Raw genomic sequence first — 25,825 nt, forward strand, 5'->3', positions numbered from 1 at the left:
AAGAAGAACCCATTCAAGCTAAGTCCATTTCCGATTCTATTCAACGGGAAGCTTTACCGGAAGAAGAAGAAATGCAAATGAAACCACTAGTTCAACGCAAATCTGTGGAGGGTGGTACACCTGCTGCACCTAATGTAGAAAGTTCGATTCAAGGGGCAAAAGGTAGCGGACAACCATTAGATGATAAAGTTCGGCAATCAATGGAGCAGGCATTTGGGTCGGATTTTAGTAATGTAAAGGTTCATACTGATAGCCAGTCTGATATGTTGAACCGTTCTTTACAGTCCCGTGCATTCACAACTGGACAGGATGTATTTTTTAGAGGGGGAGAATATAATCCAGGGAGTCGCGGAGGGCAGGAGTTGTTAGCTCATGAACTAACTCACGTTGTTCAGCAAACAGGTACAGTCCAGCGCAAAGTCAAAACAGGAACTCCAACATCACGGACATTAGATTTCATCACTATGAAGCGAAAACATATTCAGCTTAGAGGAGATGATAAATATGGTCATTGGTGGACAGAAATAGACTCTAATGAGAGTTATGGGTGGTGGCCTAAGTATCCTGTAGGAGGAATAAAACAGACATTATTCGGTGTGGATGGTGAATTAAACGGGATGACATCCTTTGGTGGTTCGGCAACAAAAGATCCCCATCATGGAGACTCTGCTCCGGATGTATTTCATCCTGTATACAAAGGAACTAAGACAGATACAGAAATTAAAGCAGATATTCGCAGTTTTGCCTCTAGTTATAGTGGAGAATGGCGGTGGACTTTCGGATTTGGTCAAAACTGTCATACATTCCAGGAGAGCCTGATGAAGAGTGTAGGAATTAAACAATCGTGATAATTTACAAAAGGGCTAACACAATACTATTACCGATTACATTATTAATAATCATGGCTGTGGCCGCGCCTGGTTTGAATGGATGTACATCTTCAGAAAATGTGAATATCAGTATGACAAGCCGTGCAGATACTCCTCCGACAAACTCGGTTAGTTATTTTGGTAGTTGGAAATCCTACCAAATTGGCGTTGCTGAATTAGGGTATGAATTTAGATGTAGAGACGTTCCATGGAACGTCTCTACAAGGGTTTGAAAATCATCAAAAAAATTTTCATACCTCAAATCAGCAACTTCGGAATCGCTAATCTCTTTGCAGATATCAGATATCTAATCAATGATAATTCGACATCAAAACTATCAAGGCAAGCAAGTAATCAGCCTGATTATACTTAGTTCACTAATACTGTCTTGTAGTCATGTTTGGCAGCAAAAGGAGGCTAAGTTAGAAACATCCAAAATTGAAAGTTTGGCTCGTATTAAGTTACCTGCAAGTAGTCAAAATATCCAAGTTCATACTGAATCTGGTATTGATAAACTAATTATTATTCGATTAGTTTTGAATAAAAAGGATCTAAATTCTTTTTTGAACAATGCTGGATATGTAAAACCATTAAAACAGGGATTTCGTCCCTTTACTTCCGAAGAATTTAAAAATATTGCTTGGTGGAATCCCGATGATGCAAAAGAAGTTATGGGAGGATTTTTGAATACTCAAAAATGGGCTAGTGAGATCATGGTTGATACTTCTAGTCCCAACCCTGTAGTTTATTTTAAGGCTCATGATTTGTAAGTAGGAATCGCCAATCTCGTAGGGTGCGTTAATGAAATGTAACGCACTATGTTTATATTTCTTCGGTGCATTAGTGTTACGCAATGAAGCTTACATCTTCTTTGTATGAGGAAAATGCAGAAATCGTGAATGTTAATGAGGGATATTTTGGTAGATAAACCTATTTTTCATAACCTATGAAAAAATCCTTGGATAGATATCAAAATATACTTCTCCTTTTTTTGATGATCAGCTTATCCTGCTGTTCTTATTCAATTGGAGAAGAAGGTAATTATAAATCAAATGGTGCGAATAAGAAAATGGAAGGCTAACACAATACTATTACCGATTACATTATTAGTAATCATGACTGTAGCTGCCTCTGGTTTGAATGGATGTACATCTTCAGAAAATGTGAATATCAGTATGACAAGCCGTGCAGATACTCCTGGGACAAACTCGGTTAGTTATTTTGGTAGTTGGAAATCTTACCAAATTCCTTTTGTGCCTGTAGAACCTATTTCTCAAGAGGAAGCACAAAAACGTCGGTCGTATTATGTGGGATACTACAACAGTAGTAAACAACTTGAACGGTTTGAAAAACACCTTGATGGTAAATTAGAGTGGCAAGATAAATATATCTATTGGGATAACGGAAAATTAAAAACCAGAAATATGATCAAAGCTGATGGTTCAGAAATAAATCAAAACTTTGATAGCAATGGAAATATTATCAAGTAGTCTGTGCTTGATATTTTTGGTAATATGAGCGATGCTTACAGCGGTTAAAGAGATCGCTCATCTTTAAATATGCTTGATGAAATAAGCGACAAAATGTCTGCCCAAATAGCTCAGAGAAAAGGAGATTTGGAATTATCCTGATGAAGTTAATTTAGAATTGATTGAGCGACAGTTAGAGTATTGGATAGATAATATGTATGTTTTAATAGTTCCAGAAAGAGCCGAACTATTGAGCCAAGAACAGGATGATATTTTTGTTGATGACATAAACGATGATTAATTAACAGTTCAGTCTTCAATAAGTAATATTATGGAAGTCAATAAATCATGTTAATGGATATTTTTGAAGCGATCGCCTGCCAGAATCTAGACAGCATTGCCAGTTGAGCAGATACAGCGGAAATATCATTGCTTAAACAATACTATAGCCAATTTTCCTAAATTAGGTCCAAAACCCAATAAAATCGTGACGATATCAATAGGCTTTCAGAGTTTTGGCAATAGTATAGTATTGATAAATGATAATTTATTTTACTCTTAATTCGTTGCCTTGGTTTCGACATTGAAAATTATTATACCAGGAAAGCATCAAAAATGAAGATATTAGTTGTCGAGGATGACGAATTAAACGCCTATGCACTAAGCGCCGTTCTTACTGACCAAAATTATGCAGTAGAAGTGGCTCATGATGGTGATACGGCTTGGGATTTAGTGGCAACTTACGATTATGACTTAATCCTATTGGATGTCATGTTACCAAAACTAGACGGCATTAGTCTCTGTCGGCAAATCCGTTCTAGCGGTAGACAAGTACCAATTTTATTATTAACAGGGTGCGATAGTAGCCACGAAAAAGCTACAGGCTTAGATGCTGGTGCAGATGACTATGTAGTTAAACCCTTTGATCAAGAAGAGTTAGTAGCACGGGTTAGAGCCTTATTACGTCGCGGTGGTGTCACCTCCCAACCTATCTTAGAATGGGGAAACTTAAAGTTAGATCCTAGTACCTGTGAAGCCACATATAACAACAATTTAATTTCACTTACTCCCAAAGAGTATGGACTTTTAGAACTATTTATGCGAAATCATCGCCGGGTATTTAGCTGTGGGATGATTTTAGAACATTTGTGGTCTTATGAAGATACACCAGGAGAAGAAGCAGTTCGCACCCATATCAAAGGTTTGCGAATGAAGTTGAGAACAGTAGGAGCATCTAGTGATTTAATAGAAACAGTTTATGGAATTGGGTATCGGCTCAAATCTCAGGAAGAAGAAGAGGAAAAAGTTGTCAATTCTCAAACTCTTACAGCTATTGCAGATATCTGGCAAAGATTTCGGGGACGAGTAGATAAACAAGTGCAAATTATAGAACAAGCTGTACAGAATCCAGAATTAAAACAGCAAGCTTATCAAGAAGCTCATACTTTAGCAGGATCATTAGGAACTTTTGGTTTAAATCTTGGTTCTGAATTAGCTAAAAAAATTGAGAAAATCCTCAAATCCAGTAAGGCTTTAACCACCAAAGAAACAAGCAAATTACAAAATTTAGTAGAATTACTTCGTCAAGAAATAGAAGGTAAAAATCAAGAAACAACACCGTCAATTACTACTGATTCGCGTCCTTTAGTTTTAGTTATTGCCAATGATGATGTTTTAGCAAAACAGTTAAAATCACAATCTGATAATTTTGGATTAAACCTGGTAATTACCACTAACATTAATGCAGCTAAGAATCAACTTGATCAACAAGTTCCCCAAGTCATCTTCATTGATCCTAGCCTTAATTATCATCTCAAAGAAAGTGAAACTTTCTTAGTTGAGATACAGAAATGTTATCCCCCAATCCCTATAGTAATTTTTAGCGAAAATATTGATTTTTATAACCAATTACAACTTAATAAATCGGGAAAATATACTTTTTTACAAAAACCCAAATCAGTAAATCAGGTATTAGCAAATATTAAGGAATTAGTAGATAATACAGCCTATGCCGAAGCAAAGATATTAGTAGTAGATGATGATTCGCAAATTTTAGAATTATTACAAACATTACTGACTCCTTGGGGAATGAAGATTATTCCCCTCAACGATTCCCGACAGTTTTGGACAACCTGGAAAAGTGAAAAGCCAGATATGCTGATTCTGGATGTAGAAATGCCGGATATTAATGGTATTGAATTGTGCCAAATGATCCGCAATAATCACCAAGAGATTGAATTGCCGATTTTGTTTTTGACTGTTCATAATGATGCGGAAATAGTCAATCAAGTGTTTAGTGCTGGTGCTGATGATTTCGTGAGTAAACCTATTATTGGAGCAGAATTAGTTACCAGAATTATCAACCGTTTAGAGCGAGTGAAACTCAGACAGAAAATCAACCAAAATTATCATCAACAACTTGCAAAACAAGAAAAACAAACACAATCTATCAAGGAAACCTATCATCAATTATTAGAAGTTTATCCAGAAGCTATTTTTATTGAAAGTGAAGGAGAATTTGTTTTTTTAAATAGTGCCGCAGTCCAACTTTTTGGTTTGATTAAAGATGAGGATTTAATCGGTAAACCAATTCTTGATTTTATACATCCTCATTCACAAGCAGGATTTAGGGAAAAGCTGCAAAAAATAACAACAAATAAACAGTCAATTCCTTTACATGAAGTCCAGTTTTTAAAAGAAAATGGTAATGTTATTTATGTGGAAATTGTGATTGCTGCTTTGATTTATCAGGGAAAACCTGCAACGCAAATTGTCGCGCGGAATATTACGCGACGGAAGCAGACAGAATTAGCTCTACAAAAGGCTAATAATGAATTAGAATTGCGAGTAGCGGAACGTACTGGAGAGTTAGTTAGAGTTAATCACCAATTACAAACTGAATTAGATGAAAGAAAACAGACACAGGAAGCTTTGCGAATTTCTCAAACTCGATTTGAAGGTATTTTAAGTATTGCTGATGATGCGATTATTTCTATTGATAGTAGTCAAGGGATTACTTTATTTAATCAAGGTGCAGAGAAGATGTTTGGTTATTCTGCTGAGGAAGTGTTAGGGAAACCTTTGGATATACTGCTTCCTATGCGGTTTGCTGATGCTCATCGTCGTCATGTTAATGATTTTGGTCAAGCTCCCAGTTTAGCCCGACGCATGGGGGAAAGACAAGAAATATTTGGTTGTAAAAAAGATGGTACAGAGTTTCCCGCAGAAGCTTCTATTTCTAAATTAGATATAGGTGATGAATGTATTTATACTGTCATTCTCAGAGATATTACAGAACGTCGCCAGATTGAACGCATGAAGGATGAGTTTGTATCTGTTGTCAGTCATGAACTCCGCACTCCTCTCACTTCCATTCATGGTTCTTTGGGAATGTTGACGAGTGGTTTATTACCTACGGATTCAGAGCAGGGTAAACGCTTATTACAAATTGCTACAGATAGTACGGAGCGGTTGGTAAGACTGATTAACGATATTCTCGATATTGAGCGGATTGAGTCGGGTAAGGTGAAAATGGAAAAAGAAATCTGCTATTTGGAAGATTTAATTAATTCAGCCTTAAATGTGATGCAGTCTTTAGCAGATAAAGCTAATGTAAATTTAGCTATTTCTAGTGTCCCTGTGCAATTATGGGCTGATCCAGATCGCATTGTCCAAACTTTAACTAATTTATTGAGTAATGCCATTAAATTTTCACCCCCTGGTTCTACGGTATGGTTAATAGCTACAAAGCAAAATAATGAAGTTTTATTAACTGTTAAAGATACTGGTAGAGGAATTCCAGATAATAAATTAAATAGCATTTTTGAGCGATTCCAACAGGTAGATTCTTCAGATTCACGTAATCATGATGGAACTGGTTTAGGTTTAGCAATTTGCAAAAGTATAGTTTTGCAACATGACGGCTCTATTTGGGTAGAAAGTGTGGTAGGAAAAGGTAGTAGTTTCTATTTTACTTTACCTATTTTGGCAGATATCCAAAGTAGGGAATTAGCAAATTTAGATGACTATGAATCAGAAATAATTATTGAAAATAATCCTCTGGTTTTAGTTTGTGATGATGATGCAGTAATTAGAAATGAATTAGCACAATTGCTAAAAAAAGGTGGATATCGCGTAGTGACAGTTGCAACAGGTGAAGAAGCGATCGCTTCCGCAACAAATGAACATCCAGATATCATTTTATTAGACCTAATGATGCCGGGGATGAATGGTTGGGAAACAATGGCATTTTTAAAAAAACGGAAAGATACTCAGGATATACCTATTGTCATTTGTAGTGTGTATCAACCAAATGATCATCATCCATCCCATCCTGATTTTGTTGATTGGTTAAGTAAACCCGTGCAGGAAAAATCACTATTATCTTCTTTACAAAAAATAGTGTCTGAATCTTCCAGAAAAGTGAGAATTTTAATTGTTGAAGACGATCATGATCTGGCAGAATTATTAGTGACAGTATTTGCAAGACATGATATTGAAACCTTGGTTGCCAAAACTGGTAGGGAAGCAATTCACTTTAGTCAACGAGTCAATCCTGACTTAATTATTCTAGATCTGATCTTGCCAGAAAGTGATGGATTTACAGTAGTAGATTGGTTAAAACAACATAATCAACTTTATAATATTCCTGTAGTTGTTTATTCAGCTAAAGATTTAGACGAATCAGAACGTCATCGTCTTAAATTAGGACATACAGAATTTTTAACCAAAGGGAGAGTCACAACTAATGAATTTGAACAAAGAGTAATGGATTTATTACAAAGGATTACTCATCGTAACTCGTAATTAAATCTTCTAAATACATCAGGGTGCTAACAATGACAAAAAAACGAATTTTGGTAGTTGATAATGAAGAGTATATTCAAGAAGTAGCAAAAATTTGTTTAGAAACTGTAGCAGGTTGGGAAGTTTTCACAGCTAGTTCTGGAAAAGAAGGAATAGCACAAGCTGAAAATCATCAACCAGATGCTATTTTACTGGATGTAATGATGCCAGATATGGATGGATTAACTGCTTTTGAAAACTTACAAGCTAATCCCCTCACCAAAGAAATTCCGGTAATTTTATTAACTGCAAAAATCCAAGTTGCTGATCGTCGTCGTTATGCTAAATTAGGAATAAAAAGTGCGATCGCTAAACCATTTAATTCCTTAGAATTAGCTGGACAAGTAGCAGCAGCTTTGAACTGGTAATTAATTGATCAGACTTTAATTGAGATTTTTACACTAATAAATTTTCTATCCCTGTTGTTGTTCCTGCTGTAGAAACTTGTATAACTCTGCTATATTGCAAACGCCATTGTAAAGCGTTGGAAATTGTCAGGTAGCCTATTTTTGGAGGTGATTGCAAAATTTTTACTGCTAATGCTTCGCGTCCAATTTCATCTAAAGGAAAATTGCGTTCTTCTAAAAAAGCTATCACATCGTCTTTATTGCCATTGCGGCGGATAATTTCAATTATTCCATAAGTAGATTGATAATCTCCCGTTTGTTCTTTAGCTACAAAAACGACATGATTAAATTTTAAATTAGCTGTTAAAGAAGTATGCTCATCAACTTTTTCATAGGCAAATATTAATAAATTATATCCTAAACCATAGATTTTTTGACTAGCATTTCTAAACGGACAGGAAGACTGAGGTTGTTTAATTGATGTTACTTTTAAATCTACTTCTAGTCCCGGAAAATCTATACCTAACGCAGCACTACCAAGGGTATATTCATATCTTGAAGACAAATATTGATTAAAAGTAGACTCAACATAAGTTCCAACTGCTTTACCATCTGTAACTCCATATAGATTATGAATTTGTGTTACACTTAATTCTGAGCAAAAATTACGTGCTGCCGTTTTTAAAGATTCTAGTGTTAGTAGTTCCATTTTAAAATTAAATAGCCAAACTTAATTGTTGCCAAGAAGATTTAGTAAATTCAATATTGCTTTTACCAATTCTTTGACATACCCATTCTACACAAGCAGGAACAATTGCATTACCAAATAAAGCATATTGATCATAAATTCTAGCAATCCGACACCAATCATCAGGAAACCCCATCAATCTCGCATATTCAACATTAGTTAAACGCCGAAATTTATCACATATTTGATAACGTTCATAATGTCTTGATGTAGAAGCAGTTAAAGTTGATGCAATTCCATTAACTCCAAATATTGTATAACCTAATCTTGCGCCTCCATCCTGATTATATAATAATTCCACACCTTGACAATAACGATTTACTGCCTTACTTTGCTTAATTCGTTCTAAAGTATCAGATGTAAAATCAAATTGAGCATCTACTATTAAATCATCTTGGAGAATATCTTTTAATTTTTGTCTAGGTTTGATATCCGGTAAAGTAGGAAGATTCAAAGTTAACATTTTATTTTTATAAGCAATTCCCCAATTGTAATTCTTACCTTTATTTGCAACTATAGGCATCATATCTTTTTCTATTAATATTTCTATATTTTCTAAATCAATTAAATCTGGTTGAGTTAAGAAAACCGATGTATTTTGTAAAAATTGAGAATTTATATTAACTGAATTTAACTTAGTTCCGAAAATAAAAATTCTGTCTCTATTTTGAGGAATACCAAAGCTAATAGGACTAATGATTCTCCATTCTATAAAATAATCTAATTCAGAAAGTGCATTTAAAATAACTCGAAAATGATAGCCATTTTCCATTGTTAAAAGTCTTTTAACATTTTCCAAGAAAAAATATTGAGGTTGTTTTTCAACTATAATTTCTACAATACGCTCAAACAAAGTGCCTCTAACACTATCTCTCACACCCATTTTCTTACCAGCAGGACTAAATGGTTGACAAGGGAAACCAGCAGTTAAAATATCATGATTGGGTATATCTGATATAGAAATTTTGTTGATATCTCCTAAAACTATAGAATCTTTACCAAAATTACTTTCATAAACTTGACAACTCAATTCATTAATATCATTAGCCCATATAGTTTCAATATTGGCATTTTCTAAACCCAAGCGAAACCCACCGATACCAGCAAATAATTCTACAGCTTTAAAATTGTTTATTTTCATCTGATCATTCATCTGTAAAATAGTCAGAATCTATTTTTTTAATCTCGTAAATAGAGACGGTGGAAACTCCTACCTGATTATCAATCATTAGTTGGGCTAATTCCTGTCCATCTACTAATACAATCTTACTATCTATAATAGATACATATTCTCTAGCTTCTTGGGAGAATCTAGAAGTAGTTATAAAAACACCTTTTCTAGCTCTTTGTCCATGTAAAGCACCGACAAACTTTTGAATTTCTGGTCTACCGACAACAGTATTATCCCATTTTTTAGCTTGAATATAAACAATATCTAAACCTAATTTATCTTCCTTAATGATACCATCAATTCCCCCATCTCCACTTTTACCAATAGCTCTTCCAGCATCACGTCTTGAGCCACCATAACCCATTTTCACGAGTAAATCTACCACTAATCGTTCAAAAAAATCAGGTGAACAACTTTTCACACGGTTAAGTAACTCTAACTCTAGTTCCTTTCTAATTTTCTGATATCCAAACTCTATAGATTCGTGAGGTGTAGTTTCCGATATTTCTGGAATTTCTGGTTCTGATTTATCATTATCTTTCTTAGAATTTAGAAACTCTATATGTTCTGAAAACTGATTAAGGAACTTGATATTAATTTTACTTGGATTTTGAATTAATACATCCTTACCTCTATCAGTAATTTGAAAAAATCCTCTTTTGGGATATTCCAATAAAACAGCTTTTTTCAAATGAGTTCTAGCCCATCCTACACGATTATCAAAAACAGTTTGTTGTCCACTGGGTAATAACCCCTTTTTTTCCTCATCACTTAAATTAAATATATCAGCTAAAAATGTAACAGCATCTCTCAAAGAATGTTCCTTACCATCACTTGCATATTGCAACAAAGGAAGCATAATAGATTGAAAATCAGGAATAGTCACTTTTGTAGAAATCAATAAATCAATGTATTATTTTTTATACCATACTCTTGGATTCTTTTGCAGTATTTTTACATCACTGCGCCAAAAAAATATATTATAATAAATATAAAAGATAAAAAACTTACAACATAATTTATAAATTTATGACTAAATCACATCGTCCTCCAATTATTAAACCTGATGAAACATACACATTTCGTAAGTATTTTGAGTTAAGGTTTGCACCTGCGGATATTTTACAAGAACTAGGAGTTAATTTAATTAGAGGAACAATTGATTGGCCAATAAGTATCAATCAAATATCTCGATTAGTTGATCTCAAAGAACGATTAGAAGAAGCAATTCAAAGAGTTAGTTTAACAAGCGAAACTGCAAGAAGAGAAGTTTTAATTGCACCAATTCTCTTAGAAGTTGCACATATTACTGAGTCCAAAATTAATATTGAATATCCCATAGAAATAAATCAATTTTTGCGGGGTGATTTAGATTATTACCTACAATCTCAACATCAGGTTTTAGTTGTCGAAGCAAAGCACGCAGATTTAACGAGAGGATTTACTCAACTAGCAGTTGAATTAATTGCTTTAGATCAATGGGTTGAAGGAGATGAACCAATATTATATGGTGCTGTCACAACTGGAGATATTTGGCAATTTGGAAGTTTTCAACGAGAGAATAAACTAATAACTCAGGATTTAATGTTATATCGAGTTCCGACTGATTTAGAAATATTAATGCAAATTTTAGTAGGGATTCTTACCCAAAATTAATAAATATAATTTTCTAACTTCTTCCTTTGCGCCTTTGCATGAGAATTTCATTAAATTAAACCCCCTGCGAAAAAAGCAGAGGGAATAATTAAACCTTAAACCTTAGGTTTAAAAGTCGAAGCAACGTGCAGTTCCTTCAATTGTTTTGCGTCTACAGTTGAAGGAGCATCTGTTAACAAACAACGAGCTTGTTGAGTCTTGGGAAAAGCAATCACATCACGAATTGATTCTTCTCCAGATAACAACATTACCAAACGATCTACACCGTAAGCAATACCGCCATGAGGAGGAGTACCATACTCAAAAGCTTCCAACAAAAAGCCAAATTTACTTTGTGCTTCTTCGGTGGATAAACCAATAGCTGAAAACACCTGTTCTTGAACTTCTCGCTGATAAATTCGCAAACTTCCACCACCAACTTCAAAACCATTCAAAACTAAATCATAAGCTTGAGCGCGGGCGGTTTTTAAATCATTGATATCATCAGGATGAGGTGCTGTAAATGGGTGGTGTAATGCTTCCAGACGTTTTTCATCTGCATTCCATTCAAACATCGGGAATTCTGTCACCCAAAGCAAGTTAATTTTATCTTTTGCAATTAACTTAAATTCCTTAGCCACAAATTGGCGAATTCTGTCTAAAGTTTTATTCACAGTTCCCGTATCAGCAGCCGCAAATAATAACAAATGACCAGCTTTTGCACCTGTTCTTGTGAGAATTTCCTGCTTTTGTTCCGGTGTCAAATTATCTTTAATTGCGCCAATGGTGTCAAGTTCGCCATTTTCCCGAACGCGGATATATGCTAAACCTTTCGCACCAGCTTCTGCGGCTTCTCGGAAAATATCGCCACCTGGTTTAATGCGAACATTAGAAATTGCATCGTTACCATTAGGAATGGGGAGAATTTTAACGATACCACCGTTAGCAACAGCTTCTCGAAAAACTTTAAAACCAGAATCTTTTAAAACGTCGGAAACATCAACTAATTCTAAACCGTAACGGGTATCAGGTTTATCACTTCCATATTTCGCCATTGCTTCCGCGTAAGGAAGACGAGGAAAAGGACGCGGTAAATCAATTCCTTTTACAGTTTTGAAAATATGACAAACTAACTTTTCATTAAGTTCAAGAATTTCATCTTCAGACAGGAAACTCATTTCCATATCTAATTGTGTAAATTCCGGTTGTCTATCTGCACGTAAATCTTCATCCCGGAAACATCGCGCCACTTGATAGTATCTATCCATTCCCGATACCATCAATAATTGCTTGAAGAGTTGGGGTGATTGAGGTAAAGCAAACCATTCACCTTCATTAACGCGACTGGGAAGAATATAATCTCGCGCACCTTCAGGAGTCGAACGGGTGAGAATGGGGGTTTCGACTTCGATAAAACCCTCTAAGTCTTCCAGGTAGCGCCGCATGGCTTTGATGACTTGATGACGCAATTGCATATTTTGCGCCATACGTTCCCGCCGTAAGTCCAAATAACGATATTTTAACCGCAAGTCTTCCCTGACTGTTTCCGTGTCTGCGGTGGAGACTTGGAAAGGTAACTGTTTGCGGACAGCGTTGAGCAGTTTGATATGATCAGCGTAGATTTCGACTTCGCCAGTGGGAATCCGGTTATTTAGGGATTCTGGGGGACGTTGGGTGACTCTACCAGTAATTTCCACAACGTATTCGTTTCGGAGCGCGTTAGCCTGTTCATAGGAGTCTGGGGTGCGCTGGGGGTCGCTAACGATTTGGACAATACCAGAGCGATCGCGCAAATCTAAGAATATCACACCACCGTGATCGCGGCGACGGTCTACCCATCCGTAAAAGGTAACAGTTTCACCAATATGTTCTTTTCGGAGTTCGCCGCAATAGTGAGTTCGCATAGTTGTTAGTTTTTTGGTTCCGGGCTAGGTTAGGTAAATGTCAAGGCTTTCCCATTATCTAGCATCAACAGTAATTGTAGTTGTTTTAGTTCTGGGAAAATCAGCAAAAATGGCAAACTGGCTATTTTCAGGTGGTTAGAACCGCACCAGCACAAATAAACTCTGCTTCTATGGGTTAAAATCTCAAGCAATTAAGAGTTTGGGACTGATATAAAAGTTAAAAGTAGGACTTTCTGGATTAGTATCAATATCTAATTGACTTTCAGCCCCATCTACGATTAAGCGGACTAGATATTCTCCAGGTTTGATTTTATCAATGGGGATAGTAATTTCATTGGTATCAGATTGACATTTTAGAGCATCAAATAAATAGGCTGAGGGACTTTCTACCGACCATTCATTGAGAGCTAAAACTATCCGTTGGTTTTTGCCAATCATTAAGTTTACCTGAACTAATACATCAACATAATAAGAACCATCATTGTTTTCGCTGAGATTGGATGTTCTTACACTTGTGACAGTTGGACGTAAGACAAATGGTGCAACATTAGATTCAATATTATTATAATTAAAAGAGTCTTTTATATTTGCAGTTGCAGAAGTTTGATGAATTATCTGTAAACTTTGCACTCCAGCTTTTAATGCAGTTATGGGGACAAGAGATAAAGGAAATAATATTTGTCCGGCGCTCAATTCTGGGGGAGTAACTTCTATGCCTCCAATTCTAACTTTAGTGATATCACCTTTCAAATTTTTGCCCTTAATCAGTAATGTACTATTAGTTAATATTGGTTCTAAAGTTCCTGATTGAGAGCTAATTTTTTCAATAGTTGGTTGATTAGGAAATGGTGCTATGCCACCCCAGCTAGAACCACGTACAGGTAAGGCTCTTTGTGATGGATCTTTGCCATCAATTAATACTACTAGGACTTTGTAAACAACAGAGAGAATATAGGGAGCTTGAAAAAATCCTGACCAAGCTTTAGAAAGATCCTCCAAATTGACATCAAAAGGAGTAATGTTAATTTGTTGGGCTTGATCTGCTAAATCAGAATCTCTTAAAAAAGAGTAATTAGGATCTGCTAAAGTTTCCCGAATCATTTCCGGGGTAACAATGGCTTTATCATTGAGAGTTCGGACTACGCTGCCTAAAATCCGCTGGGGTTCTAGTTCAGTTTCATTTCCATAAAAACTTAACATATAATACAAGTCCAGGGCGGCTTGGCGCTTACTGGGATTGCCTTTAGAACGCATGGGAGTGGCATCAATATTATTTAAGGCTGGGTTGGAGAGGATCTGATAGAGGAAGATGTTAACACCGCTTTCAGAGGGTCCACCACCTAAATTAGTTGGTTTTACTGTCGTTACCCTTGCACCATATACATCTGTTTGGACAGCATCTTGTAAAGTTCTTTGTAGGGTAGCAGTGACAGTGGCGATCGCTAGATAGTTACTCATATTAGTTTTTTAGGCATTTAGTAATGCCGCAATCTTAATATATCTCTACGATTTGTGAGTATACTTAGATTAAATTTTTTACAAATGACTTCAGATTGCTATATAAATGATCTTAGCTTTTCTATTTGGACTTTCTTGCCATGCCGGAAGTTACTAATGAGCAACATCATGATTATATAGGTAAAGGGTTCTCCTTTCCTCTCCGGGTTAATGTTCAATCTAACCTCCTTCTCAGTGGAAATACCCATAATATTGAGGAATCAATCAGGATTATTTTGGGGACAAAACTGGGTGAACGGGTATACAGACCAGATTTTGGTTCTCGTTTAGATGAGCTTGTGTTTGCACCAATGAACACCGAGACTCTATTATTGATTCGCTTATATGTAACCGAAGCTCTAGAACGATGGGAACCCCGGATCATCCTGAATAACGTATATGTAGAGGTAGCATCATCTATGTTAACCAAAAAGTCTGATCCTAATCAGGGAAAGTTAAATATTATTATTCAATACACTCCCAAAAATTACCACGATTCTAAAAGTTTAGTTTATCAGTTTGCTTTGCAACCAATTAGTTAAAAAAATGAATTCGCAAGTTGAAAAAGAATCTTTTGATAGCTATAAACTGTCAAGTTCATGCTTTGTAATTCACAATTAATATTAATTATTTATGAGTAGAGAATTTAGTTTTTTACCGGAACTGCCAAAACCCAAATTAGATGATCGGGAATTTAAAGACTTAGTAGATGAATGTAAGTTGAGAATTCCGCGTTATTGTCCAGAATGGACTAATTATAATCCCAGTGATCCAGGGGTGACACTGATTGAACTATTTGCGTGGCTAACCGAGCAAATGTTGCTGCGTTTTAATGAAGTTCCGCGTCTTAATTATGTGACGTTTCTGGAATTATTGGGAATTAGTCTGCAAGCTCCCACACCTGCTAAATGTGAGGTGACATTTTATTTAAGTACCTCTTTACCAGAACCACAAAATATTTTAGCGGGGACAGAAGTAGCGACAGAACGGACAGAAAATGAAGAAGCAATTATTTTTGCCACCGATAAAAATCTAGTAGTTACTCAACCAGAAATTAAACATCTTTTAACCGCTACAGAAACACAGTTAACGCCCCAAGTTTTACGTGATCCTTTTAGTAGTCATTGGCGGAAAGAACAGAATGGAGAATGGGCAGGGAGTAGAGCTACAAATCTGTTTGCAGAACAACCCCAAGAGGGAAATTGTTTCTATATAGCATTAGAGCCAAATGAAATAGAGGGTAATGTTATTGTCTTGACAATTAAAGCGTCAGCAGCTACTTCCACAGGTATCAGTCCCGAAAATCCCCCCCGTCAATGGGAAGCATGGAATGGGGAAAAATGGGAATCTATTTTACTCAAGGCAACTGATGATGCAACAGAGGGATTTAGTTTTAGTAGATTTGAAAAAGAAGGTGGTGTTCCCAGTGAAACTGGGGCAGATATTACTTTGCATTTACCATTAAATTTACCAGTCACTAATTTTGCTACATATCAAGGACGCTGGCTGCGTTGTAGCTATACGAAACAAGGTAAACCAAACCAAGATGGTTATGCTAGTTCACCTCGGATTACCGCGATCGCTGTGCGGTCAATTGGTGGTAGTGTCAAAGCTACTCAATCCACTCGCATTGAAAATGAGATTTTAGGAGAAAGTGACGGGAATCCTGGACAAAGTTTTTACTTACAACGCACCCCAATTTTACCCAGAAAAAAAGAAAATGAATATATTCAAGTAACAACACCAGGGGGAATCACTGAAAACTGGCAAGAAGTGGAAAATTTTGGCGATTCGGGAGAAAATGACCCCCATTACACAATTGATTCGATTACTGGTAGGGTGCAATTTGGTCCGCTGATTCGAGAACCTGCTCAAATTAAGGAATCAACTCAACTGCGTCAGCGGCTGCAAGGGAGCATGGCGGCAAGAGGAATTGAGCCAGAAGAGTCACAAAAACGCCAATACGGTCAAGTTCCCCCCAGAGGATCAACTATTAAGATCGTCGCCTACCGGACTGGAGGCGGAAAAACAGGCAATGTAGAAAAAGGCACAATCAAGATTGTCAAGACCGCCGTTCCCTATATAGACAGAGTAGAAAATCATAAACCAGCCCGTGGTGGTAATGATGCTGAATCTTTAGATGCTGCGGTGATTAGAGTTCCCCAACTACTCCGTACTCCTAACCGGGCTGTGACAGCAGAAGACTTTGAAACCCTAGCCATGAGAGCGGCTGGTGGTGCTATTCTCCGCGCTCGCTGTTTGCAACCCCATGAATCTGGTGCTGAAGCAGGAACTGTCCGCTTACTATTAGTTCCTAACCCTAATCAGGAAGATATTGAACAGGGTATTGCTCCAGATCGGTTTCACCTCACTCCTGATTTACAAGCAGAAATCAAAGCCTATTTAGATGAACGGCGATTATTAGGGGTGAAAGTAATATATAGTCAACCCGAATATATAGGAGTATCGGTACAAACTCAGGTAGCTTTAGAGCCAGGATTGACAGCTTTTAAAAAGGAGGAACTGAAGCAGCAATTACTAATTGCTCTCTACCGCTTCCTGAATCCTATTAGTGGCGGTTTTGATGGTAAAGGTTGGCCTTTTAATCGTGCTGTTTATAATTCGGATATTATCAAATTAATCCAAACTATTCGCGGTGTACAACATATAGGGACAATTAAATTATATGCCATCCGTTTTAATCCCAGATCATCAAGATGGGAACGTTCAGAACCCCGCACGGAAATTAATCTCGGACCTTTGGGATTAATCTGTTCTTGGCATAGTCCTGAGTTGGATTCTGGACACAAAATCTATGTTGATTAAGTAGGGGCGAAGCATTCGGAAAATAAACTTGGGAAAAACCGATAATTTATCGCCCGAATGCTTCGCCCTTACACTGAATGCTTGTGAAAAAATCTCATGACTGGGGATATTTGAACGAGAAAAAATGCTGTTTTGGAGATATTGATTATGACTGTAGCCAGCGATCGCCAATACCTCAATCTGCAACTGATACCAATGAGAATATCAGAAGCAGCCTTAGAGCCAATTAACATTGATGCTAGTCCCCAAGTAGGGGGAGCAACAATAGCCACGGCTTTATCCGGTACAGAAGGTCACAGGATTAAACAGCTAGTTCTCTACCCAGGAGAACCTAGTGAAATGTTAATCAAATTAGAAAATCTGGGTCAAAAATATATCTATTTTCAGGAAATCAATATTGAAACCAACCTTCCCGCCGATTGGTATACTTTACAGGTTGAAAATCATCAAATTGCCCCAGGTAACAAAATGGAGGCTGCTCTGGTTGGCCACATTCCCAAAGATTTTTTTGAATCGCAAATATCTTGGCAAATAGATAAATCCTTGAAATTGGATTATTTTGGGCGAATTAATATTAGTTATGCTTTGCTAGATCAGCCCATCTCAAATCCACCAGATTCAGAAACATTACGCAATTTTGAATCAATAGATTTTAATATCTATATTCGTCCCCGGAGTCTTTACCTCAATTTTCTCCCTGACTTATATCGAGAAGTAGATTTTATTGGGAGATTATTGAACATTTTTGAACAGACATTTGAACCATCTGTACAGACATTAGATGTTATCCACGACTACCTTGATCCTCGCACAGCACCAGAAACACTATTACCGTTTTTGGCTTATTGGGTAGGTTGGCAGATGATTCCTAATATTGAAAGCGATCGCCAACGTCAATTGATTCATCGAGCTATAGAAATTTATCGTTGGCGAGGCACAAAGCGGGGTTTACAATTTTATCTTCATCTTTATACAGACTTGCCTTTGGATGAAGAACATATTTTCATTCAGGATGTTTTTGAGCGTGGTTTTGTCACCGGAGAAACTAGATTAGGACAAGATTCCATTGTTGGTGGTGGTAAACCTTATCATTTTATTGTCCGTCTGCGCCATAAACCCTATCATCAAATTAATGAACAGTTGATCCGGCAAATTATTGAACAAGAAAAACCTGCTTTTTGTACTTATGAACTTTATATGATTCTTGATAATAGTAATGACAATACTCCCTCCCTCCCAGAAAGTAGTAATACTTAAATTCAGTTTGACAACCTAATTTCTATTTATCCTCAATCTCCATCCTCAAATCCTATGACTAAACCCTGGTTTCCACCTGCTATAGAACTTTTTAAACGTTTTCAAGTTGCCGACGGCTTGCTAATTAACAGCGAAAAATGGCAGATTGCCCATGAATATCATCGCCGTCGCCAAAATGTTCACTACCAATCTGTTAATCAAGCCGGTATTGTTTGTGGTTTTGCTGTCCATCTCCTGCGAAAAACTGTTCCAGGAAATAGCAATCAATATGAGTTTTTCCTGAAATTTCAAAAAGGTATTGCCATTGATAGATACGGTAACTGCATTGTTCTTGATCAAGAATGGGAGAAAAAAATTGCCACGAAGATCGCTACATCAATACCTAAAACCGTCTATTTTGTAGTGAGTTATCAAGAACCTGTTGCCAATGGTAAAGAAGTAGTTACAGAACAATTTGAAATTAAGGAAAGAACTGAACCACCGAGTGAGAATGAAGTAGAATTGTGTAGAATTCGCCTCACTTCTCAACGAGATATTAAAATTTCTCAAAATGTCTTTGCCCCTGGTGATGATGAATTAGACTTTCGCTATCGTCCGTCTGCAAAATGGCGATCGCTCTCCATGATTCGCACCGCTACTTACACAGATTTAGGGCAATGGCAAGAAGTCTTTGCAGATGCACCACAAGCATCGAATTTATCCTACTTACTACAATCTCTAAATTCGCTTTATCCATCCTTAGAAGCTCTGCACGTAGGAGATTCAGAGTCATCTAATCCAAATTTACCCACAGACTACAACTTAATTTCTGTCACAGATACACAAATTCAGAAATTTGATGCTCAAGAAATTAATATTCTCCAAAGTTATTTACAGACTGGAGGAGTGATCTTAATTGAACATTTGACAAATACTCACAAAATTGGGGGATTAATTAAAGCTAAACAAGACTTACAACAAGAAATCATGAATTTAGAAGAGGAATTAATAGATGAACGAGAAATATTAACTGAGGAATTAAGATCACAAACAGATACAGTCAAGGCAATACTTGATCAAATTGCTCATGAATATAATCAAAAATTAAATACTAAGTTACAACCACTAACAGAATTAACCAATCATCCCTTAAGAAAAACTCCCTTTCTTTTTGATCAGCTTCCTAGCATCAACCAACAACCAATTTCTATTTTATCCGATGGGGGAATTATTGTTGTTATTGGTAAGTTATCATCAGCTTGGGGAAATAATGGAAATCTCTCTCTCTCCCGTGAAACTATTCGCAGCGCCCAAGAAATGGGAATTAACATTTTACATTTTGCTTGGCGCAGAAAAGAACTAACTCAGTTAGCAAAACAGTGATCTGTTTAGTAATCATTAGCAATTGGTTATAAAGGGCAAAATGGGCGAAAATAAAATTGATATTATTGGGGTTGAGTCAACACAAACTCAGTTAATACCCAGAGAACAAGTGGCTGACTACAAAGTAACTGTGAAAAATGACAGTAATAATTATGCTGACATTCAATTACAATTAACATCTCCAAATGAAAATTCGACATCATATTGGTATCATCTCAGCCCAGAAGTTAGTAGTTTAATTCCCCCTGGAGCATTAACAGAATTCTCCATAGAAATTTTTGATTCCCCCAAACCAGGTTTTGTGGGAAAAATGAATATTAACGTTGATGCCTTTTCTACAGATACATCAAATCAATCTACTAGAAAAGTCATCAATTTAGATATTCAAAAATCAACCCTCTTACAACCTGCAATCATTAGTTTATTGCCAGATTACTTGGAAAAATCTCCAGATAATACAGAATTTCAGATATTAGTTAATGTTCATAATCCTAATCAAGAAAAAATCAATACTAAACTAAAATTATGGGGTTTAGATCCTAGTTGGATTCTAGATCAAAACACAGAAGCTTACTTAGAATTAGAGCCAGATAAAGAAGCTAGATATGCTTTTTGTTTGAAATTATCCAACATTAATAAACCCTTGAGTAAAGTTTATTCCTTTAAAGTTGAAGCGACTCACATAAAAAGTGAACCAGCCTATGCTGAAGGGAAACTCAAGGTATCACCTCAAGGGATTTTAGAGTTTATTTGTAACCCAGCCGAAATACAAGAAATTGCGGCTGAATCAACTTGGAAATTTTGGCTGGCTAATGATGTTAACTATGAACTCATCTTTGATAATAGGAGTAATGTTAATCAGAATATTAGTGTTGGAGAAATTCAAGATCAAGATCAACCTCTTTGTACTTTTGTAGTTAATCCAGAAACATCTCAACTAGCACCAGGAGAAACAAATCAACTAGACTTAACAGTAAATTGTCGCCGACATTGGCTAGGTAAACCTAAATCAATAGAAAGAGTAATTGATGCAATTTGGTCGGAACGGGAAAATTTAGACACACACAATGAAAGCCAAAAAATCGCATTACTAATTAAACCAATTATTCCTTTTTGGTTACAAATTGGGGGCGTAGGATTGTTATTATGTTTATTTTGGTGGTTGTTATTTAAGCCATTGACTAAACACGCTAGTTCTGTTAATTCTGTGCAGTTTAATGGTGTGGGCGAAAATATCATTAGTGCATCTGATGACCAAAGTATAATTGCTTGGCGGGTTAGTGGATTTAACTTTTTCAAGTTTTGGGCTAACCCGAAAATTCGCAAAATTGGGAGTACAGGTAAACCTGTAAATGTAGTGAGTATTCGGCCTATAGATAATAATTTAGTAGTAGCAGGATTGGACAATGGAGAGATTCAAATTTGGGATTTATTAAGTAATAGTAAAACTCCCAAATATTGTTTTTATGATCAGAAAGATGATCGGGTTTTAGCTTTAGAATTTAGTCATGATTCCCGTTATCTATTTAGTGGACATGGTAGTGGTTTAGTTCACCAATGGGATTTGAGTAATCCTCTCAATTGTAGTTCAGAAGATTCTCCAAATAAGAATTCACCAATCCAGACTAAAAAGCTAGATTTTGTCGCATCTTCCCTGAAATTTATTGGTGAAGATCATGAAAATCTCGCCATTTCTGGACGCTTTAATAGTCTTGTAGTTTGGAATCCCAAAGAAGATATAATCAAGAAAATCCCATATCCCAGACTAGGTGGACAAAACGATTATATTGAAAGTTTATCTACAGCAGAAGCAAAGCCTAATTTACTAGCAACAGCAGACAATCAAGGATATATTACCATCTTGAATATGCAGAATTGTCTAGAGGGAAATAGTCAATCTTGTGGAAAAGTAATTGATCGTTGGAATACTGGACATAATCAACAACCTGTTAGAAGTGTAGCTTTAAGTGCTAATGCTTGCTATTTAGTCAGTGGAGGAAATGATGGGAAGATGGTATTCTGGCCACTAACAGGGGAAGGTAAGCGTTCTGGCTTATTTAATAATAGTAATGGTAAAGCAATTGGTAATTCTTTTGGTCAGCAAAAATTCTCTAGTGTAGATATCAAAATCGTGCAGAATCATCTGTTAATTACAGGTGGGAGTAAAGATAGTTGGATCACACTAAAAAGAGAAAAAAGACAACCAGAGTTAGGATGCGATCGCCCATAACCACTGATACAGCAATTGTCGGTTAAGCTAAAAACAATAAAATTATGTAGGTTGGGTTGACGTTAGGAAACCCAACATTTATAAGTATTTGTTGGGTTGCGCTGTCGCGACAAAAACTCTTAACCGAACAGTATTGTATTCAGTTTTGCTTAGTTAAACTTCTTAATTGTTACTGAACCAATTATTGGTTTTTTAGCAATTTCTGTCAGCTTTCCGAAACTTAAAAGTTCCTTCCAGTCTTCCTTCAGTTGAGAATCTTGAGGATTGCTGGCGATTAATTTAGCCAAAGTATTGACAGCAGAATACCAAATACCATTTTCTGCATAAACAAGATAATCTGGGTCTTCTGTTTTCTCTAACTCATCAGCAATTACCAAAGCAGCATTTAACTTATTCTGATTGATGGTACTCACCTCTAACTGATTACCAAGGGCGATTTTAGGATCAATTCGGCGAATCCAGCCACTAATAGTTGGAGTCTTTTTAGAAGCATTAGATCCACAAGAAAGAGTAACTTGCCATATATAGTTTTCTCCCACTTTTAACTCTGGAACTTTTTGAGTTTTTGCTACTTCAGCAATATCTAAAATTACTACTCCACCTGCATTTTTTGATGTCTTATTAGGTAGTGAGAAATCTAGCGCCGAATAAACTTCCTTATCATTTTGATCACGTAAATAAAAGCTGGCTGTCGTCGGCGAATTTTCAGGAAGATCAAACAAGATTGTTGGGTGAGCAAAAGTAGTTAACTGTGTGGTGTCCTTTTTTGACGCTGTTCCAGATTGCGATTCAGGAGGTAAGATCGCAATCATATCTTTCTGGATATTTTTTCCTGTCGCCACTTGATTATCTGGACAAGCGCCCCCTCGCATTGCTCCATAACGAGATTTTCTATAGGTAGGGGCTTTAACATTGAGATTGGAGAATTTTAAAGGTTTACGTCTCCGACGAACTTGCGCTAACAACATCTCGTGATTTGTCCCTTGTTTGGTGAGTCTATCTGCTGATACACCACCAGATCCCACTGCTGGTAAGGCATTTCCTAATCCCAGCAGCATTAATACAGCTAATGATATGGTGCGTTGATACTTAGAAAAATTCATACATTATCCTTTTTAGTTATATTTTAAGTTGTTCTTACTATTGACAGTCTGTATATATCTACTTGTTGCACTAGCAAGATTCCCGATTTTATCCTAATTTTAGGCTATTTTTTGTCTAAAGCTCAGAAATTGAGTTGAGATTAATGGAGAATAAAAAAGCAGAGGATTGAATTAGTAATTTTTAATATCCTCTTTAGGGAAACAATTAGTATTATTCGTCGTTTAGTTGGACATCTTTAATTGTCGCTGCACCAATTATTGGTTTTTTGGCAATTTCTGTCAGGTTTACTGAAGTTAAAAGCCCTTCCCAATCTTTTCTAATTTGCGGATCTTGAGGATTTGTTTGTATTAATTCAAGCAAACTATTAATAGCAGAATACCAAATGCCATTTTCTACATAAACTAGGGGATAATCTACTGATGATACTTTTTCTAATTCATCAGCAATTACAGTATTACTAATATTAGTCTCTAACTGTTTATTTAGAGGTACTTTGGCATCAATACGGCGCATCCATCCACTAATATTTGGAGTTGGTTTAGAAGCATCAGAATTGTTAGGAAGTTTGATTTGCCATCTATAATTTTCTCCTATTTTTAGCTCTGGTAAATTTTGATTTTTAGCTACATCAGCCAGATTTAAAACTACAATTCCATCTGCATTATTTGATGTTTTATTAGGTAGTTCAAAGTCTAGCGCCTGATAAACCAGGGTATTATTTTTGCACAGGTAAAAACTTGCTGTAGTAGCAGCATTTTCAGAAAGATAAAATAGGACTGTTGGATGTGCAGCAGTAGTTAACTGTATTTTCTCGGTTTTTTGGGCTGTTAGCAGCAAGGAATTAGGCGGTATAAGGGCAATAATATCTTTTTGTATATTCCTTTTTGTTGTGGATTGATTGTATTGACAAACGCCCCCCCGTACTGCTCCAAATCGAGATTTTCTATTATTGGGAGCTTTGACATTGAGATTGGGGAATCTTAATGGTTTCCGTCTCCGCAGAGCTTGTGTTAATAAAACTTCTTGATTTTGTGCGAGTTTGGTTACTCTGTCCCCTGATCCTGATACAGTGACAGATGCTAAGACTGGAAAGGTACTTCCTATACCCAGCAGCATTAATACAGCTAATGATATGGTGCGTTGATACTTGGAAAAATTCATACCTTCTCCTTCTTAGTTATATTTTAAGTTGCTCTGACTATTGACGGTTTACATATATCTAATTGTTCCACTACCAATATTCTAGATTTTATCCTAATTTTATTCTATATTTTGCCTAAAGCTCAGAAATTGAGTTTAGACTAATGGAGGATAAAAAAGCATAGAATTAGATTAGTAAATCTACCAGGTTAATTATGACATCTTCTTCAGAAGCTGGAAAAGCTCATGCTGGCGCAGAGATACAGTCATCCTTAGAACCGATTAGCGATTTAAGTGCGATCGCTGGATACTCAGTACCCTTGAATATCCTCTCCAGTGAAACAAAAAGTAACGATTTGTTAAAATTAGCTACCCAAATTTTAGAGAATCCCCAAATGCAAATCCAGCTAGGAAATAGGGTGTATCAACTTCTGCAAGAAGATTTGCGTCATCAAAGAGAACGGAGAATAGGATAAACTATACATCAAAATCGCATATATACTTATGATATTAATAGGAGGCTGACAATGAATAATCCCATGAACTATGTGACAGCAAACCGCTTTTATGTAGAAATAGATAGCACTATTCGTGCTGCTTTTAGCGAATGTTCTGGTTTAGGAGTAACGATAGACAAAGAAGCATATTTAGAAGGTGGTGTCAATGATCAGCAGCACATTCTTCTGAAGCAAGCAAAATTTAATGATGTGAGTCTCAAAAGAGGAATTACAGATGATATAGATTTTTGGGAATGGATTAGTAAAGTTTTAAGTGGCAAACCTAAACGGTACGATGTCAATATTATACTATTTAATCAGGCAGGCGATCGGATGCAAACCTGGACATTAATTAGTGCTGTTCCTGTCGGCTGGAAATCCCCCTCATTACAAGCAAGTGCTAACAGCGTTGCTATAGAGGAATTAAATTTAGCTTATGAAGGCTTGAAAATAGAAAAAGGAAAATAACATAATTTCTGAGATGAAAATTACCGCAAAATAGTTAATTTATCCCCATGAATAACAATAGATAATAGCTTTATTTTTTTATAAAATTAACTAATTCTTGTAAAGAATTTAAATAATAAACCTCATGGTGAATAGTAATCAGCGACTCAAAATTTCCGATAAAAAATACATATTCTGACGTTGAGAAGGAACAACAACATGACAGATAATACGGAAAACCCACCACTAGGTACAAAAAACCCTTTGCTCCCAGGAAGTTCTCTAGGACAAAATTTCCTATCTCCTAAATTTATATCACCATTAGGATCGCAATCTCTTATCAATTCTGATCCTTTAGCCGTATCTAGTCAGGAAAGCTTAACTCCTACTTTAGTAAACAACTCTTTTGATAATTCCCTATCTTTAAATTCTCGTCCCTTATCTCAATCAAATCACAATAATATTATACAAACTTTT

The 25,825-nt window shown here is 36.2% G+C and carries 23 protein-coding genes; 16 read left to right on the forward strand and 7 right to left on the reverse strand.

Annotated features, from left to right (window positions below; genetic code table 11):
• The 7 genes from FJR04_RS10425 to FJR04_RS10450 form a co-directional block, all read left to right on the forward strand.
• On the forward strand, nucleotides 1-848 hold an 848-nt coding region (locus tag FJR04_RS10425; protein ID WP_168494298.1), incomplete at its 5' end, for a DUF4157 domain-containing protein.
• Between the two features lie 53 nt (nucleotides 849-901).
• The gene (locus FJR04_RS10430) at nucleotides 902-1,102 is read left to right on the forward strand and encodes a hypothetical protein (protein WP_168494301.1); all 201 of its coding nucleotides are present in this window, start codon (nucleotides 902-904) and stop codon (nucleotides 1,100-1,102) included.
• 81 nt (nucleotides 1,103-1,183) lie between these two features.
• Complete coding sequence (locus FJR04_RS10435) at nucleotides 1,184-1,639, forward strand: hypothetical protein (RefSeq protein ID WP_168494303.1); 456 nt, start codon at nucleotides 1,184-1,186, stop codon at nucleotides 1,637-1,639.
• A 345-nt stretch (nucleotides 1,640-1,984) separates the two neighbouring features.
• Nucleotides 1,985-2,359, forward strand: coding sequence for a DUF6156 family protein (locus tag FJR04_RS10440; RefSeq protein ID WP_168494304.1), 375 nt, complete (start codon nucleotides 1,985-1,987; stop codon nucleotides 2,357-2,359).
• 157 nt (nucleotides 2,360-2,516) lie between these two features.
• Nucleotides 2,517-2,639, forward strand: coding sequence for a hypothetical protein (locus tag FJR04_RS26475; RefSeq protein ID WP_256366793.1), 123 nt, complete (start codon nucleotides 2,517-2,519; stop codon nucleotides 2,637-2,639).
• A 314-nt stretch (nucleotides 2,640-2,953) separates the two neighbouring features.
• Entirely contained in the window at nucleotides 2,954-7,144 is a 4,191-nt protein-coding gene (locus tag FJR04_RS10445) for a response regulator (protein ID WP_168494306.1), read from the forward strand.
• A 32-nt stretch (nucleotides 7,145-7,176) separates the two neighbouring features.
• A complete protein-coding gene (locus FJR04_RS10450; RefSeq protein ID WP_168494308.1) occupies nucleotides 7,177-7,551 on the forward strand; it encodes a response regulator in 375 nt (124 codons plus the stop codon).
• 28 nt (nucleotides 7,552-7,579) lie between these two features.
• On the opposite strand, the gene FJR04_RS10455 is transcribed toward FJR04_RS10450, so the two are convergent.
• The 3 genes from FJR04_RS10455 to FJR04_RS10465 are packed head-to-tail and all read right to left on the reverse strand — an operon-like array spanning nucleotide 7,580 to nucleotide 10,350.
• Nucleotides 7,580-8,239: a restriction endonuclease gene (locus FJR04_RS10455; RefSeq protein WP_168494310.1), complete on the reverse strand. Its 660-nt coding sequence runs from the start codon at nucleotides 8,237-8,239 to the stop codon at nucleotides 7,580-7,582.
• A 7-nt stretch (nucleotides 8,240-8,246) separates the two neighbouring features.
• A complete protein-coding gene (locus FJR04_RS10460) occupies nucleotides 8,247-9,419 on the reverse strand; it encodes a DNA cytosine methyltransferase (RefSeq protein WP_168494312.1) in 1,173 nt (390 codons plus the stop codon).
• Between the two features lie 4 nt (nucleotides 9,420-9,423).
• Entirely contained in the window at nucleotides 9,424-10,350 is a 927-nt protein-coding gene (locus FJR04_RS10465; protein ID WP_254445252.1) for a restriction endonuclease, read from the reverse strand.
• A gap of 128 nt (nucleotides 10,351-10,478) precedes the next feature.
• Here FJR04_RS10465 and FJR04_RS10470 point away from each other — a divergent pair, with 128 nt between their 5' ends.
• Nucleotides 10,479-11,105 carry a hypothetical protein gene (locus FJR04_RS10470; protein ID WP_168494314.1) on the forward strand — a complete coding sequence of 209 codons (627 nt, stop codon included), beginning with the start codon at nucleotides 10,479-10,481 and terminating at the stop codon, nucleotides 11,103-11,105.
• Between the two features lie 95 nt (nucleotides 11,106-11,200).
• On the opposite strand, the gene aspS is transcribed toward FJR04_RS10470, so the two are convergent.
• Together aspS and FJR04_RS10480 are read right to left on the reverse strand one after the other, a co-directional pair.
• Nucleotides 11,201-12,988, reverse strand: coding sequence for an aspartate--tRNA ligase (gene aspS / locus FJR04_RS10475; protein ID WP_168494316.1), 1,788 nt, complete (start codon nucleotides 12,986-12,988; stop codon nucleotides 11,201-11,203).
• A gap of 183 nt (nucleotides 12,989-13,171) precedes the next feature.
• A complete protein-coding gene (locus tag FJR04_RS10480; RefSeq protein ID WP_168494318.1) occupies nucleotides 13,172-14,446 on the reverse strand; it encodes a DUF4255 domain-containing protein in 1,275 nt (424 codons plus the stop codon).
• Between the two features lie 140 nt (nucleotides 14,447-14,586).
• Here FJR04_RS10480 and FJR04_RS10485 point away from each other — a divergent pair, with 140 nt between their 5' ends.
• From FJR04_RS10485 to FJR04_RS10505, 5 genes are all read left to right on the forward strand, one after another.
• Entirely contained in the window at nucleotides 14,587-15,027 is a 441-nt protein-coding gene (locus FJR04_RS10485; RefSeq protein ID WP_168494320.1) for a GPW/gp25 family protein, read from the forward strand.
• A gap of 91 nt (nucleotides 15,028-15,118) precedes the next feature.
• A complete protein-coding gene (locus FJR04_RS10490; RefSeq protein ID WP_168494322.1) occupies nucleotides 15,119-17,311 on the forward strand; it encodes a putative baseplate assembly protein in 2,193 nt (730 codons plus the stop codon).
• A 147-nt stretch (nucleotides 17,312-17,458) separates the two neighbouring features.
• Nucleotides 17,459-18,568: a phage tail protein gene (locus FJR04_RS10495; RefSeq protein WP_168494324.1), complete on the forward strand. Its 1,110-nt coding sequence runs from the start codon at nucleotides 17,459-17,461 to the stop codon at nucleotides 18,566-18,568.
• A 54-nt stretch (nucleotides 18,569-18,622) separates the two neighbouring features.
• Nucleotides 18,623-19,930 (forward strand): hypothetical protein, encoded by a 1,308-nt coding sequence (locus FJR04_RS10500; RefSeq protein ID WP_168494326.1) that lies wholly within the window; start codon nucleotides 18,623-18,625, stop codon nucleotides 19,928-19,930.
• Nucleotides 19,931-19,970: 40 nt separating this feature from the next.
• Nucleotides 19,971-22,160: a hypothetical protein gene (locus tag FJR04_RS10505; protein ID WP_168494328.1), complete on the forward strand. Its 2,190-nt coding sequence runs from the start codon at nucleotides 19,971-19,973 to the stop codon at nucleotides 22,158-22,160.
• 149 nt (nucleotides 22,161-22,309) lie between these two features.
• On the opposite strand, the gene FJR04_RS10510 is transcribed toward FJR04_RS10505, so the two are convergent.
• Together FJR04_RS10510 and FJR04_RS10515 are read right to left on the reverse strand one after the other, a co-directional pair.
• Complete coding sequence (locus tag FJR04_RS10510; protein ID WP_168494330.1) at nucleotides 22,310-23,263, reverse strand: DUF928 domain-containing protein; 954 nt, start codon at nucleotides 23,261-23,263, stop codon at nucleotides 22,310-22,312.
• A gap of 211 nt (nucleotides 23,264-23,474) precedes the next feature.
• Nucleotides 23,475-24,425 (reverse strand): DUF928 domain-containing protein, encoded by a 951-nt coding sequence (locus FJR04_RS10515; RefSeq protein WP_168494332.1) that lies wholly within the window; start codon nucleotides 24,423-24,425, stop codon nucleotides 23,475-23,477.
• A gap of 194 nt (nucleotides 24,426-24,619) precedes the next feature.
• On the opposite strand from FJR04_RS10515, the gene FJR04_RS10520 reads away from it, so the two are divergent.
• The 3 genes from FJR04_RS10520 to FJR04_RS10530 all read left to right on the forward strand — a co-directional run.
• On the forward strand, nucleotides 24,620-24,880 hold the full coding sequence (locus FJR04_RS10520) for a hypothetical protein (protein WP_168494334.1): 261 nt from the start codon (nucleotides 24,620-24,622) through the stop codon (nucleotides 24,878-24,880).
• A 51-nt stretch (nucleotides 24,881-24,931) separates the two neighbouring features.
• A complete protein-coding gene (locus FJR04_RS10525) occupies nucleotides 24,932-25,369 on the forward strand; it encodes a phage tail protein (protein ID WP_168494336.1) in 438 nt (145 codons plus the stop codon).
• 198 nt (nucleotides 25,370-25,567) lie between these two features.
• Nucleotides 25,568-25,825 (forward strand): hypothetical protein (locus FJR04_RS10530; protein WP_168494338.1); only part of this gene is annotated, 258 nt, incomplete at its 3' end.

It is taken from the genome of Anabaena sp. UHCC 0204 (genome assembly GCF_009711975.1).
Lineage (GTDB): Bacteria > Cyanobacteriota > Cyanobacteriia > Cyanobacteriales > Nostocaceae > Dolichospermum.

Excerpts from the sequence above, each read along its gene's own strand:
- aspS (WP_168494316.1), bottom strand. The coding sequence starts at position 12,988 with ATGCGAACTCACTATTGCGGCGAACTCCGAAAAGAACATATTGGTGAA.
- FJR04_RS10435 (WP_168494303.1), top strand. The coding sequence starts at position 1,184 with ATGATAATTCGACATCAAAACTATCAAGGCAAGCAAGTAATCAGCCTG.
- FJR04_RS10505 (WP_168494328.1), top strand. The coding sequence starts at position 19,971 with ATGGGCGAAAATAAAATTGATATTATTGGGGTTGAGTCAACACAAACT.
- FJR04_RS10480 (WP_168494318.1), bottom strand. The coding sequence starts at position 14,446 with ATGAGTAACTATCTAGCGATCGCCACTGTCACTGCTACCCTACAAAGA.
- FJR04_RS10515 (WP_168494332.1), bottom strand. The coding sequence starts at position 24,425 with ATGAATTTTTCCAAGTATCAACGCACCATATCATTAGCTGTATTAATG.
- FJR04_RS10460 (WP_168494312.1), bottom strand. The coding sequence starts at position 9,419 with ATGAAAATAAACAATTTTAAAGCTGTAGAATTATTTGCTGGTATCGGT.
- FJR04_RS10485 (WP_168494320.1), top strand. The coding sequence starts at position 14,587 with ATGCCGGAAGTTACTAATGAGCAACATCATGATTATATAGGTAAAGGG.
- FJR04_RS10450 (WP_168494308.1), top strand. The coding sequence starts at position 7,177 with ATGACAAAAAAACGAATTTTGGTAGTTGATAATGAAGAGTATATTCAA.
- FJR04_RS10430 (WP_168494301.1), top strand. The coding sequence starts at position 902 with ATGGCTGTGGCCGCGCCTGGTTTGAATGGATGTACATCTTCAGAAAAT.
- FJR04_RS10490 (WP_168494322.1), top strand. The coding sequence starts at position 15,119 with ATGAGTAGAGAATTTAGTTTTTTACCGGAACTGCCAAAACCCAAATTA.
- FJR04_RS10440 (WP_168494304.1), top strand. The coding sequence starts at position 1,985 with ATGACTGTAGCTGCCTCTGGTTTGAATGGATGTACATCTTCAGAAAAT.
- FJR04_RS10445 (WP_168494306.1), top strand. The coding sequence starts at position 2,954 with ATGAAGATATTAGTTGTCGAGGATGACGAATTAAACGCCTATGCACTA.
- FJR04_RS10525 (WP_168494336.1), top strand. The coding sequence starts at position 24,932 with ATGAATAATCCCATGAACTATGTGACAGCAAACCGCTTTTATGTAGAA.
- FJR04_RS10455 (WP_168494310.1), bottom strand. The coding sequence starts at position 8,239 with ATGGAACTACTAACACTAGAATCTTTAAAAACGGCAGCACGTAATTTT.
- FJR04_RS10520 (WP_168494334.1), top strand. The coding sequence starts at position 24,620 with ATGACATCTTCTTCAGAAGCTGGAAAAGCTCATGCTGGCGCAGAGATA.
- FJR04_RS10495 (WP_168494324.1), top strand. The coding sequence starts at position 17,459 with ATGACTGTAGCCAGCGATCGCCAATACCTCAATCTGCAACTGATACCA.
- FJR04_RS10500 (WP_168494326.1), top strand. The coding sequence starts at position 18,623 with ATGACTAAACCCTGGTTTCCACCTGCTATAGAACTTTTTAAACGTTTT.
- FJR04_RS10470 (WP_168494314.1), top strand. The coding sequence starts at position 10,479 with ATGACTAAATCACATCGTCCTCCAATTATTAAACCTGATGAAACATAC.
- FJR04_RS10510 (WP_168494330.1), bottom strand. The coding sequence starts at position 23,263 with ATGAATTTTTCTAAGTATCAACGCACCATATCATTAGCTGTATTAATG.